We start from the raw sequence: 16,646 nt of genomic DNA, 5'->3' as shown, positions 1-16,646 counted from the left end.
TCATTTCGCCCTCAGCCGGAACCGACCCCTTCTATGACATTACCGCGTCCAGTGATGGCCGTGTGGTGGATAAAAGCTGGGTGTCACGTGTTGCGGAAGTGATGGATATTCCTTTCTGTGTCGCGGGCGGGATCAAAACGCCGGAAGACGCCGCGCAGATCCTCTCCTTCGGGGCAGACAAAATTTCTGTCAACTCCCCTGCTCTGGCCGATCCTGACCTGATCACCCGCCTTGCTGACCGTTTTGGCGTGCAGTGTATTGTGGTGGGGATTGATACCTGGTTCGATGAGCAAACCGGCAAGTATCACGTCAATCAGTATACCGGCGATGAAAGCCGTACCCGTGTTACGCAATGGGAAACCCTGGAGTGGGTGCAGGAAGTTCAAAAGCGCGGCGCCGGGGAAATCGTGTTGAATATGATGAACCAGGATGGCGTGCGTAACGGTTACGACCTGGCGCAGCTGAAAAAAGTGCGCGAGGTTTGTCATGTACCGCTTATCGCCTCCGGCGGCGCGGGCACGATGGAACACTTTTTAGAAGCGTTTCGCGACGCGGATGTGGACGGCGCGCTGGCCGCTTCGGTATTCCACAAACAGATTATTAATATAGGTGAACTTAAAGCGTTCCTGGCGCTACAGGGAGTGGAGATTCGGGTATGTTAACTGACACGCAACGCGCGCAGCTTGATTTCGAAAAGACCGACGGACTGTTGCCGGTAGTGGTGCAACACGCCGTATCCGGCGAAGTGCTGATGCTGGGCTATATGAACGGCGAAGCGCTGGATAAAACGCAGGAAACCGGCAAAGTCACTTTTTATTCGCGCACTAAACAGCGTCTGTGGACCAAGGGCGAAACCTCGGGCCATTTCCTGAACGTGGTAAGCATCACGCCGGATTGCGATAACGACACCCTGCTGGTGCTGGCTAACCCAGTTGGCCCGACCTGCCATAAAGGCACCTCAAGCTGCTTTGGCGACGTACATCACCAGTGGCACTTCCTCTATCAGCTTGAACAGCTGCTGGCGGAGCGGAAACACGCTGACCCGGCCAGTTCCTACACGGCGAAGCTGTATGCCAGTGGAACCAAGCGTATTGCGCAGAAAGTGGGTGAAGAAGGCGTGGAGACGGCGCTGGCAGCAACGGTGAACGATCGCGAAGAGCTGACCAATGAAGCGTCAGACCTGATGTATCACCTGCTGGTGTTGTTACAGGATCAGGAACTGGATCTTGGGGCGGTGATTGAGAATTTGCGGGGAAGGCATAAATAAGACGTAAAAAAGGCCGGGATAACCGGCCTTTTTATTTACCTGAAAGAAATTAATCTTGCAGCCATTCGGTGTGGAACACACCTTCTTTATCGGTACGCTTGTACGTGTGTGCGCCAAAGTAGTCGCGCTGCGCCTGGATCAGGTTAGCCGGCAGTACGGCTGCACGGTAGCTGTCGTAGTAAGCGATAGCGGCTGAGAACGTCGGGGTCGGGATGCCATTCTGTACAGCGTAGGCAACCACATCACGCAGTGCTTGCTGGTAATCGTCCGCCGCTTTTTTGAAGTACGGGGCCAACAGCAGGTTCGCGATTGACGGGTTTTCTGCATAGGCATCGGTGATTTTCTGCAGGAACTGGGCGCGAATGATGCAGCCAGCACGGAAGATTTTAGCAATCTCGCCGTAGTTCAGGTTCCAGTTGTTTTCTTCCGATGCGGCACGCAGCTGAGAGAAGCCCTGTGCATAAGAAACAATCTTGCCCAGATACAGTGCGCGGCGCACTTTTTCGACGAATTCCGCTTTATCACCGGTGAACGGCTTAACTTCAGGGCCGCTCAGCACTTTAGAAGCCGCAACGCGCTGTTCTTTCAGAGAAGAAATGTAACGTGCGAATACCGATTCGGTGATCAGAGACAGCGGCTCGCCGAGATCCAGGGAGCTCTGGCTGGTCCATTTACCGGTACCTTTGTTAGCGGCTTCGTCCAGGATCACATCCACCAGGTAGATACCGTTTTCATCTTTTTTGGTGAAGATATCTTTGGTGATGTCGATCAGGTAGCTGCTCAGTTCACCTTTATTCCATTCGGTAAAGGTATCTGCCAGTTCCGGGTTAGAAAGGTTCAGGCCGTGCTTAAGCAGGGAGTAGGCTTCAGCGATAAGCTGCATATCGCCGTATTCAATGCCGTTGTGAACCATTTTCACATAGTGACCCGCGCCATCAGCACCGATATAAGTCACACAAGGTTCGCCATCTTCCGCAACCGCAGCGATTTGTTTCAGAATCGGGGCAACGAGTTCATACGCTTCTTTCTGGCCGCCAGGCATGATGGACGGGCCTTTCAGCGCGCCTTCTTCACCACCGGAAACGCCGGTGCCGATGAAGTTAAAGCCTTCAGCAGACAGCTCACGGTTACGGCGAATGGTGTCGTGGTAATAGGTATTACCGCCATCAATAATAATGTCACCCTTATCGAGATATGGCTTCAGGGAGTCGATAGCAGCATCAGTGCCAGCGCCCGCTTTAACCATCAGCAGGATACGACGCGGCGTTTCGAGCGACTCAACGAACTCCTGAACGGTATAGTAAGGAACGAGTTTTTTGCCCGGGTTCTCGGCAACGACTTCTTCGGTTTTTTCACGAGAGCGGTTGAAAATGGATACGGTATAGCCACGGCTTTCGATGTTGAGCGCCAGGTTGCGCCCCATCACTGCCATACCGACAACGCCGATCTGTTGCTTGGACATTATTTACTCCTGTCAGGTGTTTTTTATCAGTAACGAAATTTTTGACGAGTTATTTACCAAATATTAACCTGGCTTCGCCTGTAGGGATAGTCTTTATGTTGGTAAATAAACATCCAGATTCATTTAAATAAAACAAATAAAGACAATGATACTAATGGCTTATAATTATACGTAAAAGGTAAGCAGCCAAAATTAAAGTAATGAACGATATAACCGATAATATTCTTCGTTCATGTGTTTTGCTGTAAACAAATTTTCAAATCGTTTCTTGGCATTAATACCAAACTCTCTGGCCTGCTCTTCATCCTGCCATAATTCATCCATCACTTCACAAAGGCTTTGCGGATCATTAGGCTTAGCTACTAAACCGGTTTCCCGATCGATATTAATATACGTTGTGCCCGTACCGATCTCACAGGAAATAATAGGTTTCGAAAAAAGCGCTCCTTCGAGTAGTGAAACGCCGAAAGCTTCTGTTCTGAGATGGGACGGGAAAACCACGCCATAACACAGACTAAGAATGATGCATTTATCTTTTTCAGAAACGCCGCCGAGGAACATGATGTTATCAAGGCCCAACGTTCTGGCTTTCTCTTTTAATCTTTGCTCGCTTGGCCCCGCTCCGACAATGACAACGGTAGCAGCGCTCTGCTTTAACGCATCCAGAAGAATATCAAGGCCTTTATAGTAACGTAGCGCGCCGACAAACAGGAGAAACTTCGCCGGCAGCTTTTGCTTCCAGTATTCCACTCGCGATGCATCGTCAAACGTATATGCATTTGCATCGATCCCAATAGGGATAACCTTCACTTTGGATGCGAATTTTTGAAGCGTTTTGCTGGTATTAAAATAATTTGGTGAAGTGGCCACAATCGCAGATACGGATTTAAGAAATCTGTTCATCAAAGGCGTATATACCTTTAATAAATTTTTTTGCTTAATAATATCCGAGTGATAGGTCACTACCGTCGGCTTATCAATATCCGTAAGAAAATGGATCATGTCCATAAAGGGGAAAGGAAAGTGATAGTGAATAATGTCTGCTTTTTGCGCCAGTTTTTTAAATTTATAAATTACATCATAAGAAAATGGCGTGGAGGCGATAGAAACAAGCTCTTTAGCTTTTACCACATTGACATTATTACCGCTGACGTATGGTTTTGTAGGGTCACGGCTTAAAGATAAAATCTGACATTCAACATCTTTTATATGATTAAGTTCGGTAAGATGAAAAATAACATGCTCAACGCCCCCGAAAGAATCTGGATAGTACGTTTTATAAAAATGCAATACATTCATGTAATTATCTTAATTTTTAATGATTCTGGCGGGTGTTCCCACATAGACGCCAGACTCATCGATATCTTTGACGATACAACCGTTAGCGCCCAGAGTCACTTTGTCAGTGACTTTAATACCATCAATCACGACAGAGCCTGCGCCGATAAAACAGTGTGAGCCAATCCGGGTTTTACCAGCAATACGCGCACCAATCGAAATATGGGTGAAATCACCCACATTACAATCATGCTCGGTGATGCTGCCGGTATTCATGATGCAGCCTTTACCAATTGTTGTATTAGGGCCGACATGAGAATGGTGTCCGATAAAAGTGCCTGCACCAACTGTAGTATTGATACCCAGGGTCGCGGTTGCTGAAATAATCGTATACACAGGCCAGTGCCATTCTTCCAGCATCGCGATTTGGGACAACCGCGTCGCGTTATTTCCTGAGGCGGGAAATGCTGCCCAACCTTCTGGCAGCTGCTCAGGAAAATTTTTATAAACAGGGAAACCATAAAAGGTTTCCCCATCAGCTGCATTATCATCGACAAAAATGAGATTCGCGATGCCCAGAGAGCAGGCAACGTCAGCCACGCTTCTGGCGTGGCCTCCGAAGCCGCAGATAACAATGCCGTTAACTGTGCTCATAGGTTACCCGTGTTCTGTCAGCAATTGCGTCCAGCGCATCGATATGCTCATTAACCACATCTTCCCAGTTACGTTGAATAAGCTGGTTATAAGTCTGCATTTGCACCGTTTTTAATTCATCTAAATTATCCACAGCCCAAAGGATCTTATCGGCCAGACATTTCCAGTCCAACGGATCAAAGAAAGTCATTTCCTGTAAGGCAGGATCGGTTAATACCTCTTCCGCAACCGGAATGCGACTCATAATGACTGGGGTGCCCACGGATAGGGCTTCGGTAAAGGTGAACGGGCAACCACCTTCACTCAAGGTTGGGTTAACGGCTAAATCCGCTCTTTTATAAAGCGCGGCTAACTCCTGGATAGATAATCCGTGGAGGAAAAGAACATCATACTCAAGACGGTTCTCTTTAATAAAATTAGAAATGCTTGAAAGATGGTCTGAACCGCAAGTTAAGATTAACTTATGCCCCCAGAATTTTTCTTTTAAAAGATAATTATATGCTTTTAATAACGTAATAATATTCTTATTAGGACGTGCCTGACTGGCATAAAATATAAATTTAAAGTCAGAGCCCAGGCCCTGGATATAAGCGTTTTTTTGTTTAGATAACGCTACCAGCATCAATTGTTGAGCGTAAAAATCAGAACTCGCTTTGGTATCCGGGAAACCAATAACATCCAGCCATTGATCAAGTCGATTAGGCGCATGCGGCACAACATAAACATTATCAGGATTGATATTGAAATGTTCTACGAGAGTTTTTTGCTTCACATCATTACTGTACGTAACGAAAAAATCATTCTTGTTGATTGCCTGAATGATTTTATTATAAGTGTATCGTACCCTTTCGCCGCCAATTTGTGAAAAAGCAGTCGGGAATTGGGTTAGTACCACGTCGGGTACGCACATCATTTTGGGGGCATTTATAGCAGTAAAACTATCCCAAAACGCAGTTGGAGAGTACCAGGCCTTAATATCTTTCAGAGATTCAATTATGGTATGCATACGCTCCGTCTCTGCCTGAATCATTCCATCATATAGATTCAATACTAAAGAATCATCCTTTGGTCTGAAAAAGATACCAGAGACACGTCTTTTAATTCTCCTAAAGATAGACAGGCTACTCGAGCTTTTTATCTTTCTTAACAGGATACTGGCTCCAAGGAGCACAAGATAAAATGGAGTAAAAATTAACACTAACAGGACTAACAAAATCCCATAAAGCATAACGGGAATGAGATCAGTTACAGAGTAAGCTCTGGAAACTCGTTTCTCAAAATCGCTTAAAATATTAGGCGGTAGCGCCTTTAGACGATTAATAAATCTGTTAAGAAGACTCTTTTTATTCTTTTTTTTCTTATTTTTTAATGCCGTAATATATTTATAAACATTTAAAATAACAGGCGTTCCTTTAGGGGATATTATATCCACCAATTTTAAAGGTACCCCTTCACTCTCAAATAATTTGTATATATCATCGACAGACCAGCTAGGGCATAACAATGTAAACTGTACATTTTCCTTTTTTTCTGCGCCCTTAATAAAGGCGGCCAGATATCTTCCCAGGCCTTCATGACGTAAATCCACTCCTGGAGGAAAACATATATAAATTCCATATTTATTCATAATAAGTTTCTCACCACTTCCCAATATTTCAAGCCATGATTATTGTAAGCCAGGTGGCTCAATTTTTCTTGTGTTGGTAAAATGGCTTTGAGATCTTTGAAGTTAACTTCCATCCATTTTAATTTTTTAGCAGTATCATGCGCATCAAACACATCAAAGTATGTCAGATTCAGCTCATAATTTTTATCCATTTCTTGAATGGCTGGATAAGAATTTGCTAAAGATGGGACATTAAACATCGCTGCTTCGATAACAGAGAAGGTACCGTTATCGCCATGAGATGAATGCAACAAAAAGCCAGCATTCTTTAAGAAAATTTTGTATTCAAGATCAGAAAGGTTACCTTGCATCTTGACTTTCTTTTTGAGCAACCGCGATTCATTGTAATGCTTTTTGGCAACTACAGCGTGCTCGCCTTCAACCGAAAGCAATTTCTCAGTATTAACGCCAGTAACGATACAGTTCATTGAACCATTATAAACGTCATAATAGATTCTCAAGGCCTGGAATATCTTATCCATATGTTTATGTGGATTAGAATTTGTTGGCCAAATAAAATAGTCACCTAAAGATTTGTTAGAATTATTTTGCTCAAGAATAGCCGTTTCTTCACTATGCTTTTCATCGAAGAGGAAGTTTGGAATAAGCATAGGCACTTTGGACAGTTTTTCTTTTTTTATACCTGCATATTGTAATGCATCATTATAAGTAAACTGAGTGGTTACAAGTACTTTATCAGCAGAACGGGCGACATCAATGAAGCGGTTATTGAGTTCATTTTTGATATGATTATTTCTTCTCTGAATATAATCATAAACCATCATAACAATAGGCTTAACCGGGAGAAGAGGCTTTTCCAATCGATCAGAAATTATGAACCATAGATCGCAGTCGAAACCATAGTTAATACCATCATCAGGTATATAATACTCATGGTTTTTAATTTCCCACCCCTCATAGCCAGCATACTCCATGCTACGATTGGCTTCCGCATGGTCTAACGTTTTCCATTTGAAAGGTCGGATAGCGATACGAGGATTTAAATCCTCAAACATATCGTCCTGGTAAATTTTATCATCGACATGATAAAATATTACTTTGCACGGTTCATTATTTTTAACGCTATTTTCATATAATTCATTAGCGATTAAAATGGCACCTCTTAAACTACCGCCCAGATAGCCTACGGGTAAAATAACAGCAATCTTTTTTTCTTTATATTGTTCTTTTAGCGAAACGGTATTATTTAAATTAATGCCATTGATGGAATTAAAAGCACTAACCCAATGCGGTAACAAGCTTTCGAAATTCATTGCATCGAGAAGTTTTTCCTGAGAGTGCTTAACTGACAACGCAAACTTTTTGTCACCCTCCATTAATCTTTTAATTTTCTTTCGTGCATCGGCAATATTTGTACAACGACCCGGCAAATCCTTTCCTCCAAGCCTGTCAAGCATACCGTTAGCCATAAAAATTAATGGCATGCCATTTTTTATGGCCTCGAAAGGATGGTAATGAATATGATATGGTTCGCTGGAATGATAAAACATGACCATTGAGTCACGCATATTTTCATTATGCGTTTCAAAATCTACAAAACCCAGTACATTTTTATCCATTACCTTGATAGGCTGGGCACCAGAAATGACATACTCGAATTCTGAGAAGTTATCAACGAACTCTTTATACGTTTTATTATAATAGGGATTTATAGCAATATCTGGACAGACAAAAAGAATTTTTTTATTTTTCCCTGTCCATTTATCTTCTACAGAAACATCTCTCATACCGAGCGGCAAATATACCGCCCTTCTTTTCAGGAAATCGGGCTCTTGGTTGGATAAATTATCATAAGCCATGCCAAAGATAAATCTGTTACCTAATCTTCTTAGATAATTGGCGATCTTACCTTCGGTAATAAAATTAAGTAACTTCCCGTAATTTATATCTGAAGGCAGACCATAAACACGATATATAATTATGCCATGAAAGTATTTTGTAAGATTAATTATCAACCTTGCGTCATAGGCAATGAAAAATACGACATCAAACCATTTATTGGCAATTTTCCAGGCTTCTGGCGTTGCGCCTGTATACCAATCACAAGCATTTAGAATATCTAAATCCTCTTTTGGTATGGTCAGGTTTTCATCTTCGGACCAGTCAATGGATGCGCTTCTGAATGTGGGATCGGCAGGAAAAGACTTCGGCAAAAATATTTCATCTACTCCGCATGCCTTTAACATGGGGATTTCAAATTTCCTTGCCGATGTGTGGTTTAACAACCACATCACTCTTTTTTTATCACTCATGATATACGATTCACTTCTTTATATTTTTCAATTGCACCAGCAATAGGGCCATCAAATACAAGGCTTCCTTTATGGAAAAGCAAACCGCGATTGCAGATTTCCTTAAGTGTCCCAAAATCATGCGATGCCAGTACAAGGATCTCCGCTTGTTCGATCAGTGCAGTAATTCTCTTTTTGGCTTTGATCATGAAGTTGGCATCACCAGCGCCAATAACCTCGTCGAGCAGCAAAATGTTGCCGCCTACTGACGTGGAAATGGCGAAGGCCAACCGCACTTGCATACCGGCTGAATACGTTTTGATTGGGTAATCGATAAACTCGCCTAAGTCCGCAAACGCAACAATTTCATCCTGAATGCTGCGCATGAATTTCGGCGACAAGCCTAAAAGAAGCCCACGGTACAGGATGTTTTCCCGACCGGTTGCATCAGGCTCAAATCCCAGACTGAGATCGAATAACGAACGCACTTTACCTGTTACTTCCAGATGACCACTGGAAACAGGATACAGACCGGCTACGGTTTTCAAAAAAGTACTTTTACCCGCACCGTTGTGGCCAAGTAACCCTACCCTTTCGCCCTCGTTAATTTCCAGAGTGATATCTTTTAACGCATGAATATCAGAAACTTTATGTTGTTTTTTTTTATTAACGATATTCGCCATTAAAGACTTTAAGGAACGTTCCTGATAGGCAACAGAGGAATAATGAAGATTGACATCTTGCAGCTTGATAGAGTTTTTCATAAATAAAAAATCACCTTTCTTTCCATCTTTCTACCCATCAAAACAGCAATGACCATGAAAACAAGTGCTGTACCAAGAACATACTGATAGTTAACTAATGTAGGCCATTCGCCTTGTAACAAAGGCGCCCTGACAATCTGTAACAGATGATATACAGGGTTATAGTCAATCAACACATGCAGGCCGCCTGAGCGGAATATTTTGGTCTCGAAATACACAGGTGAGATAAACCATAAACCTTGCATGACAAGCGCTAATGCATGGGGGACATCGCGGAACCTGACGCCAATATAAGCCAGTATGGTAGACAGAGGCCAGGCTAAGAGGATAAGCAAAGGGAAGATAGACAATGCTGCGATCCAGCACAGGCCAAAGTTATGCGGCAGGATGACTAATACCCAACCTAATAACGATACGCTAGCCAAACCCAGGATAAACGTCGCAGTACAAACTGTTCTGAGCGTATAAATAGCTAAAGGATGATTACACTGTTTAATGTAAGCATCGGCTTGAACAAAGGATAAAGAACCACCGGTAACACATGTGATCAGATAATCCCAAATCAAAATACCAGACAGGATGTACGGCGCATATGTCGTAATTGGTGAATTAAACATTTTACCAAAAACGATCGATATTAATATGGTAATCCCTAAAGGCTGGAGTATTGACCATAATACTCCAAAGAACGAACGCCGCCAGCGAGAACGTAAATCTGATAATGACAGGTGAATCCAAAAATAACGTGATTCCCAGACACCTTTAAGATAACTATTCATGTAAAACCTTTAATTTAGCGCCCACAAATGTGGGCGCTGCGCTTGATTAATTATCAAAATAACTTCTAATCAAATCACAAATGTAAGTAATTTGCTGTGTAGTAAGAGCAGGGAAGCTCGGTAAGTTGATCCCACGCTCACTCAAGGTGCTAGCTACCGGAAAATGTTGGTCGCTGAAAACATGTGGCATTGTATTTGCGGGTGGGAAAAGTGGTCGGGTTTCGACACCTTTCTCTTTTAGAAACGCCCGCAGTCCTTGTCGATCGCTTGCGTTGTCTAACAGAATAGAGCACATCCAGTAGCTATGGTAATAACCTTCCGGTTCTTCCTGGAATGATAAAGGTAAGCCTTTAAGATTCGCTTTATAGCTAGCGGCAACCGCTCTTTTCTTCTCAAGAATGTCATCAGCCTGTTCTAACTGCGCCAGACCAATCGCCGCGCAGATATTGGTCATACGGTAGTTATACGCGATAACGTCGTGCCAATATTCACGCTCTTTGGAAACGCCCTGGCTCTTCAGATGGCAGGCTTTATCAAAGACGTCTTTATCTTTGCACAGCACCATACCACCTTCGCCGGTGGTGATGGTTTTGTTGCCGAAGAAACTGAACGTCGCGACATCGCCAAAGGTGCCGACGTGTTGCCCTTTATAACGGGAACCAAACGCCTCGGCACAATCTTCGATCAGATAAATACCACGTTCCTGGCAGAGCTTAACAATGGCGTCCATATCACATGACAAGCCATATAAATGAACCACCATGATGGCTTTGGTTTTATCAGTGATACGTTTTTCAATATCACTGATATCCACGTTCCAGGTGTCTTCTACTGACTCAGCGTAAACCACAGAAGCGCCAGTCTGCACGATGGTGTTTACGGAAGCGATATAGGTTAATGTCGGAACAATAACTTCATCACCGCTTTTGATTCCAAGCGCTTCCAAAGCTAAGTGCAAAGCTACGGTGCCGTTAGCAACAGTTGTTGCGTATTCAGCACCGGTATATTTGGCAAAAGCTTTTTCAAATTCGGTTATAAATTCTCCACGCGAAGAAATCCAAGTCGTGTCCAGGCAGCGCATGACGTACTCTTTTTCGCGCCCATTAAGACTTGGTTGATAAACCGGTATCATATTCATATAACTGATCTCGTCTTATTCGATACTTACGTTAACATCGAATCCATGTTGTTTTAACAGAGCATGCTGCTGAGCATTGTTGAAGTCATGCTCAACCATTTCTTTGACCATCTCATTCAGAGTGGTTTCCGGCGTCCAACCCAGTTTGACACGTGCATTTGTCGGGTCGCCCAGTAATGTTTCTACTTCGGCAGGGCGGAAATATTGCGGATCAACTTCAACAATCACATCGCCAACTTTCAGCGCAGGTGCTTTATTGCCTTCGATTGATTCAATAATCCCTTTCTCTTCTACGCCGGTGCCTTCGAAGCGCAATTTAATACCCAGCTCGTTGGCAGCCATGGTAATAAATTCGCGAACGCTGTGCTGAACGCCCGTCGCGATAACGAAGTCTTCCGGTTGCTCCTGCTGCAGCATTAACCACTGCATTTTAACGTAATCGCGCGCATGGCCCCAATCGCGTAAGGAATCCAGGTTACCCATATACAGTTTTTTGGATAGGCCCTGAGCGATATTCGCTAAACCACGGGTAATTTTACGGGTTACGAAGGTTTCGCCACGACGCGGAGATTCGTGGTTAAACAGAATACCGTTACAGGCATACATGCCGTAAGCTTCGCGGTAGTTCACGGTGATCCAGTACGCGTACATTTTTGCCACGGCATACGGGCTGCGCGGATAGAACGGCGTGGTTTCTTTCTGAGGGATTTCCTGCACTAAGCCATACAGCTCAGAAGTGGATGCCTGATAGAAACGGGTTTTCTTGGCGAGACCCAGGAAACGGATCGCTTCGAGTAAACGAAGAGTACCGATGGCATCTACGTCAGCGGTGTATTCAGGTGATTCGAAACTCACCGCAACGTGCGATTGCGCGCCCAGGTTATACACTTCATCAGGCTGAACTTCGGAGATGATGCGGGTCAGGTTAGACGCATCGGTCAGATCACCATAATGTAATTTGAAGTTAACGTTACTTTCATGAGGATCTTCATAGATATGATCAACACGCTGAGTATTAAATTGTGACGCTCTACGCTTGATGCCATGAACTTCATAGCCTTTTTCAAGCAAAAACTCGACCAGGTAAGAACCATCTTGACCAGTGACACCAGTAATAAGCGCTACTTTTTTCTTACTCATAATTTCCTCATACTCACTTAGCATTGTAACTAACAATTAATGAATCGATTGAATCAAGTTTTGATTTCAACAAATCATGATTACCTTTTGTTTCTACGTTGAGTCTTAATAAAGGCTCTGTATTAGAAATCCTTACATTAAAGCGATAGTCCTCAAACTCGAAACTTAATCCATCCAGGTAATCTTTTTTCGAACAAATCGACCCATACTCCTGGTCGAGTTTTTCCAGCAGATCTTTTGCGTCTTTGACGACATAATTAATTTCACCGCTGCAGGGGAAATTATTTATCATGTTGGTGCATTTTTGCGAAAGCGTCTGGTCGGTGGTCGCTAATAATTCAGCAACCAACAACCACGGAATCATGCCGCTGTCGCAATAGGAAAAATCACGGAAATAATGGTGGGCGCTCATCTCGCCGCCATAAATCGCATCTTCTTTACGCATCCGCTCTTTAATGAACGCGTGTCCCGTTTTGGAGACAACCGGCGTTCCGCCCGCTCTGGTCACGATATCGACAGTGTTCCAGGTCAAGCGAGGGTCGTGAATAATTTTCGCGCCTTTCTCTTTTTGTAAGAACGCTTCTGCCAGCAGGCCAACGATGTAATACCCTTCGATAAACTGCGCTTTTTCATCAAACAGGAAGCAGCGATCGAAATCACCGTCAAAGGCAACGCCCATATCAGCGTTATGTTTACGTACGGCGTTTGCCGTATCTTCGCGGCATTCAGGCAATAACGGGTTAGGGATCCCGTTCGGGAAATTACCGTCAGGATGATTGTGGATCTTAACAAAACTGACCGCAGCACCGGCTTCCTGGAATCGTTTTTCGAGGGCATCAACAACGTGCCCTGCCGCGCCGTTACCGGAGTTAATCACTAATTTCAACGGTCGGGTGAAATTCGCCAGGTTAATGTAGCCCATCAGATGATCGATGTAGGCATCCAGCACCGAAATTTGCTTATAAGAACCCCGTTTTGATTCATCAACCGCAGCGAAGTTATTCTCTTCCGCAAGACGCTGAACATCGCGTAAGCCAGTGTCGCCACTGATTGGCTTCGCATTTTCACGCACCAGCTTCATTCCGTTATAATCCATTGGATTATGGCTGGCGGTTACTTCAATACCGCCGTCTACGCCTAAATGGAACGTCGCGAAATAGATTTCTTCCGTACCGGATAAACCAATGTCCAGGATATCGGTACCGGCATCCATCAGGCCTTTCGCAAGGGCTAATTTTAAGGCTTCGCTGGTGTGACGAACGTCGCCGCCTACCACGATGGTTTTAGGTTTTAAAAATTCACCATAAGCCCGGCCAATTCGATAGGCGATATCTTCATTAAGCTCAGTACCTAATTTGCCCCGAATGTCATATGCTTTAAAACAAGATAGTGATGTCATAAAAATCCTTAAAATCAGCAACGACCATATTGGTCAATAATTCTAATGATATCGTCATCGCCCAAATAGGAACCAGACTGAATTTCTAATAACTCAAGAGGAATTTTCCCTGGGTTTTCCAGGCGATGCTGTGAGCCAATAGGAATAAAGGTCGACTGGTTTTCAGTTAATAAGAAAACCTTATCCTGAATAGTCACCTTGCCAGTTCCTGAAAGAATTACCCAGTGCTCGGTGCGATGATGGTGCATTTGCATTGAGAATGCGGCACCCGGCTTCACTGTTATTCGATTAACATTGAATCGCTCCGTTTGCACAATTACGTCGCATCGTCCCCACGGACGATAAATTTCCCTGTGACGCTTATATTCACTTCTGTTTTGCGCTTTTAAATGCTCAACGACTTTTTTAACATCCTGTACCTGGTCTTTATTCACCACGAGGACGGCATCTTTGGTGCTAATAATGACCAGATTTTCAACACCAATCGCGGCAACTAACTTTTCATCGGTATTGATGTAGCAGTTATTCGCGTTATGCAGATAGGTATCACCCGTAATCACGTTACCCTGATGATCCTTATCGCTGACTTCCCAAAGCGCTGACCATGAACCGACATCGCTCCAGTCCGCGTCAAGGCTTACCACTACGGCATCGGAGGTTTTTTCCATCACTGCATAGTCAACAGACTCGTCCGGGCAGGCAACAAACAGCTCTTTATCAACATTAATAAAGTCGTCACCGTCTTTGGCATTGAGAATAGCCAATTTGCACGCTTCAAGAATATCGGGGCGATATTTTTCCAGTTCAGCTAAGTATTTTTTAGCCCGGAACATGAACATACCGCTGTTCCAGTAATACTCGCCGGAACTGATATATTCTTCCGCCTTTTCACGATTGGGTTTTTCAACGAAACGGTTGACTTTGAAAGGAGAGTTTTCTTCTGCGGCAATTTTTTGTCCACGATGGATATAACCGTAGCCTGTTTCCGGGCCGGTCGGGACAATACCGAACGTCACTAAACTGTCTTTCTGGGCATGCTCATACGCGATTTTAACCGCGGCATGAAAGGCGGGTTTATTATTGATGATGTGATCGGCGGCCAGCACCAGTAATATGGGATCATCACCATTTTTAATGGCGCTCAACGCAGCCAGGGCGATGGCAGGCGCGGTATTCCGCCCTACCGGCTCCAGAATGATATTATGCGAGAGCTTATTGATTTGCCTCAGCTGTTCCGCCACCAGAAAACGGTGTTCATCATTACAGATCACCGCCGGCTCTCTGGCATTAATTCCATCCAGGCGCACTACTGTTTCCTGCAGCATTGAACGCTGTCCATACAAACGAAGGAACTGTTTCGGATACAGCTCACGTGACATGGGCCATAAACGACTACCGGTCCCACCGGCCATAATCACAGGAAGTAGCATTTTGCAATCCTTATCATTAACGATTTTGTAAGCAGTAAAACGAAAAATAGTCCTTTGAAGTACGCTACCGCCCCTGGCTATCGCAACCAGAGCGCGTACGGCTTCGTTGTTTGTTGGTACTCTCGGTAAAACTTTCTGGCAAATCATCCTGTCCGTTAGGGGAAACGGCGGGGAGAATTAACGTCAGGAATTTTTTACGAAGGGCACGGCACCTGCTGTTAAGCAACAGCGAGAGGATGAAACAGGTTGTGGCGGCGATGTGACAAATTTCATTTAGAGACCACTAAAGCGTCGGTTAGATATACAAAAGATTAATGTTAACTTAACTATTGATAATTATGTACCGTTTTTTGTCAGGCCTGATTAATGAACAAACGGCTGCGTCACAAAAATCGCCGCAGCCGTTCTTTTTTTAATCACGTCTAACCGATTACGACAGCATCTTTTTAATACTTTCGCGGAATTTTTGACCTTCTTTCAGATTACGAAGACCATAATTCACAAATGCTTTCATGTAGCCCATTTTCTTACCGCAGTCATAGCTTTCGCCCGTCATGAGCATCGCTTCAACCGGATGGGTTTTGTTCAGCGCCGCAATCGCATCGGTAAGCTGTATACGGTCCCATGCGCCTGGCTCGGTACGCTCAAGCTCTGGCCAGATATCCGCAGACAGCACATAACGCCCTACCGCCATGACGTCGGAGGCCAGCGTTTGAGGCTGATCGGGTTTTTCGATGAAGTCGACGATGCGCGCAACTTTACCTTCCGTATCCAGCGGCTCCTGAGTGGTAATCACGGAGTACTCGGAAAGGTCGCCTTCCATACGTTTAGCCAGAACCTGACTGCGGCCCGTTTCCTGGAAACGCGCCACCATAGCGGCAAGGTTGTAACGCAGAGGATCGGCGGAGGCATCATCCAGAATGATATCTGGCAGCACGACAACGAACGGATTATTACCGACGACAGGCTGAGCACACAGAATGGAGTGGCCCAGGCCCAGCGGTTGCGCCTGACGCACGTTCATGATGGTCACGCCCGGCGGGCAGATGGATTTCACTTCAGCCAGAAGTTGGCGCTTAACGCGTTGTTCAAGCAGCGCTTCGAGTTCGTAAGACGTGTCGAAGTGGTTTTCAACCGCGTTTTTAGAAGAGTGAGTGACGAGCACGATCTCTTTGATACCGGCGGCCACGATTTCGTCAACAATGTATTGAATCATTGGCTTATCGACGATAGGCAGCATCTCTTTCGGAATCGCTTTGGTGGCAGGCAACATATGCATGCCGAGGCCGGCAACCGGAATTACTGCTTTCAAATTAATCATTATCAATCCCACCTCAAAATGGTCGATGAATTATAGTCTTTTCGCGCCCCGACGCCAGCACGTTTTGTTAAGGAAGGTGCGAACAAGTTCCTGATA

At 44.5% G+C, this 16,646-nt stretch carries 14 protein-coding genes; 2 read left to right on the top strand and 12 right to left on the bottom strand.

The features are described from left to right. Nucleotides 1-662: HisA/HisF-related TIM barrel protein (locus tag FDW88_RS15740; protein ID WP_137362911.1), on the top strand; the 662-nt coding region annotated here is incomplete at its 5' end. After that, complete coding sequence (gene hisIE / locus FDW88_RS15735; RefSeq protein WP_002434833.1) at nucleotides 656-1,267, top strand: bifunctional phosphoribosyl-AMP cyclohydrolase/phosphoribosyl-ATP diphosphatase HisIE; 612 nt, start codon at nucleotides 656-658, stop codon at nucleotides 1,265-1,267. The genes FDW88_RS15740 and hisIE, both read left to right, overlap by 7 nt. A gap of 49 nt (nucleotides 1,268-1,316) precedes the next feature. Here hisIE and gndA read toward each other — a convergent pair whose 3' ends face one another. The 12 genes from gndA to galF all read right to left on the bottom strand — a co-directional run bounded on the left by gndA (nucleotide 1,317) and on the right by galF (nucleotide 16,550). Beyond that, nucleotides 1,317-2,729 carry an NADP-dependent phosphogluconate dehydrogenase gene (gene gndA, locus FDW88_RS15730; protein ID WP_043865109.1) on the bottom strand — a complete coding sequence of 471 codons (1,413 nt, stop codon included), beginning with the start codon at nucleotides 2,727-2,729 and terminating at the stop codon, nucleotides 1,317-1,319. 192 nt (nucleotides 2,730-2,921) lie between these two features. Next, the gene (locus FDW88_RS15725; protein ID WP_063100893.1) at nucleotides 2,922-4,028 is read right to left on the bottom strand and encodes a glycosyltransferase family 4 protein; all 1,107 of its coding nucleotides are present in this window, start codon (nucleotides 4,026-4,028) and stop codon (nucleotides 2,922-2,924) included. 9 nt (nucleotides 4,029-4,037) lie between these two features. Beyond that, nucleotides 4,038-4,661 carry a NeuD/PglB/VioB family sugar acetyltransferase gene (locus FDW88_RS15720; RefSeq protein WP_061349206.1) on the bottom strand — a complete coding sequence of 208 codons (624 nt, stop codon included), beginning with the start codon at nucleotides 4,659-4,661 and terminating at the stop codon, nucleotides 4,038-4,040. Next, complete coding sequence (locus FDW88_RS15715) at nucleotides 4,648-6,288, bottom strand: glycosyltransferase (RefSeq protein WP_061349207.1); 1,641 nt, start codon at nucleotides 6,286-6,288, stop codon at nucleotides 4,648-4,650. Before FDW88_RS15715 ends, FDW88_RS15720 begins: the two co-directional genes overlap by 14 nt. Then, entirely contained in the window at nucleotides 6,285-8,600 is a 2,316-nt protein-coding gene (locus FDW88_RS15710) for a glycosyltransferase (protein ID WP_063100891.1), read from the bottom strand. The genes FDW88_RS15715 and FDW88_RS15710 overlap by 4 nt, the downstream gene beginning before the upstream one ends. Next, a complete protein-coding gene (locus FDW88_RS15705) occupies nucleotides 8,597-9,343 on the bottom strand; it encodes an ABC transporter ATP-binding protein (RefSeq protein WP_032277573.1) in 747 nt (248 codons plus the stop codon). Before FDW88_RS15705 ends, FDW88_RS15710 begins: the two co-directional genes overlap by 4 nt. Further along, nucleotides 9,340-10,122 carry an ABC transporter permease gene (locus tag FDW88_RS15700; protein ID WP_063117173.1) on the bottom strand — a complete coding sequence of 261 codons (783 nt, stop codon included), beginning with the start codon at nucleotides 10,120-10,122 and terminating at the stop codon, nucleotides 9,340-9,342. The genes FDW88_RS15705 and FDW88_RS15700 overlap by 4 nt, the downstream gene beginning before the upstream one ends. A 46-nt stretch (nucleotides 10,123-10,168) precedes the next feature. Continuing rightward, nucleotides 10,169-11,260, bottom strand: coding sequence for a DegT/DnrJ/EryC1/StrS aminotransferase family protein (locus tag FDW88_RS15695; RefSeq protein ID WP_198527937.1), 1,092 nt, complete (start codon nucleotides 11,258-11,260; stop codon nucleotides 10,169-10,171). A 15-nt stretch (nucleotides 11,261-11,275) separates the two neighbouring features. Next, complete coding sequence (gene gmd / locus FDW88_RS15690; protein WP_137362910.1) at nucleotides 11,276-12,400, bottom strand: GDP-mannose 4,6-dehydratase; 1,125 nt, start codon at nucleotides 12,398-12,400, stop codon at nucleotides 11,276-11,278. Between the two features lie 13 nt (nucleotides 12,401-12,413). Continuing rightward, nucleotides 12,414-13,799 carry a phosphomannomutase CpsG gene (gene cpsG / locus FDW88_RS15685; protein ID WP_032277571.1) on the bottom strand — a complete coding sequence of 462 codons (1,386 nt, stop codon included), beginning with the start codon at nucleotides 13,797-13,799 and terminating at the stop codon, nucleotides 12,414-12,416. A gap of 14 nt (nucleotides 13,800-13,813) precedes the next feature. Continuing rightward, a complete protein-coding gene (locus FDW88_RS15680; protein WP_137362912.1) occupies nucleotides 13,814-15,229 on the bottom strand; it encodes a mannose-1-phosphate guanylyltransferase/mannose-6-phosphate isomerase in 1,416 nt (471 codons plus the stop codon). Between the two features lie 430 nt (nucleotides 15,230-15,659). Beyond that, nucleotides 15,660-16,550 (bottom strand): UTP--glucose-1-phosphate uridylyltransferase GalF, encoded by an 891-nt coding sequence (galF, locus tag FDW88_RS15675; protein ID WP_002434801.1) that lies wholly within the window; start codon nucleotides 16,548-16,550, stop codon nucleotides 15,660-15,662. Between the last annotated feature and the right edge of the window lie 96 nt (nucleotides 16,551-16,646).

This window comes from Citrobacter sp. wls829, assembly GCF_005280825.1.
In the GTDB taxonomy this organism is placed as follows: domain Bacteria; phylum Pseudomonadota; class Gammaproteobacteria; order Enterobacterales; family Enterobacteriaceae; genus Citrobacter; species Citrobacter gillenii.
This window is presented reverse-complemented; position numbering and strand designations above follow the sequence as displayed.

What these genes read in the sequence shown, in the direction of transcription:
- hisIE (WP_002434833.1), top strand. Translation starts at nt 656, where the DNA reads ATGTTAACTGACACGCAACGCGCGCAGCTTGATTTCGAAAAGACCGAC.
- gndA (WP_043865109.1), bottom strand. Translation starts at nt 2,729, where the DNA reads ATGTCCAAGCAACAGATCGGCGTTGTCGGTATGGCAGTGATGGGGCGC.
- FDW88_RS15725 (WP_063100893.1), bottom strand. Translation starts at nt 4,028, where the DNA reads ATGAATGTATTGCATTTTTATAAAACGTACTATCCAGATTCTTTCGGG.
- FDW88_RS15720 (WP_061349206.1), bottom strand. Translation starts at nt 4,661, where the DNA reads ATGAGCACAGTTAACGGCATTGTTATCTGCGGCTTCGGAGGCCACGCC.
- FDW88_RS15715 (WP_061349207.1), bottom strand. Translation starts at nt 6,288, where the DNA reads ATGAATAAATATGGAATTTATATATGTTTTCCTCCAGGAGTGGATTTA.
- FDW88_RS15710 (WP_063100891.1), bottom strand. Translation starts at nt 8,600, where the DNA reads ATGAGTGATAAAAAAAGAGTGATGTGGTTGTTAAACCACACATCGGCA.
- FDW88_RS15705 (WP_032277573.1), bottom strand. Translation starts at nt 9,343, where the DNA reads ATGAAAAACTCTATCAAGCTGCAAGATGTCAATCTTCATTATTCCTCT.
- FDW88_RS15700 (WP_063117173.1), bottom strand. Translation starts at nt 10,122, where the DNA reads ATGAATAGTTATCTTAAAGGTGTCTGGGAATCACGTTATTTTTGGATT.
- FDW88_RS15695 (WP_198527937.1), bottom strand. Translation starts at nt 11,260, where the DNA reads ATGAATATGATACCGGTTTATCAACCAAGTCTTAATGGGCGCGAAAAA.
- gmd (WP_137362910.1), bottom strand. Translation starts at nt 12,400, where the DNA reads ATGAGTAAGAAAAAAGTAGCGCTTATTACTGGTGTCACTGGTCAAGAT.
- cpsG (WP_032277571.1), bottom strand. Translation starts at nt 13,799, where the DNA reads ATGACATCACTATCTTGTTTTAAAGCATATGACATTCGGGGCAAATTA.
- FDW88_RS15680 (WP_137362912.1), bottom strand. Translation starts at nt 15,229, where the DNA reads ATGCTACTTCCTGTGATTATGGCCGGTGGGACCGGTAGTCGTTTATGG.
- galF (WP_002434801.1), bottom strand. Translation starts at nt 16,550, where the DNA reads ATGATTAATTTGAAAGCAGTAATTCCGGTTGCCGGCCTCGGCATGCAT.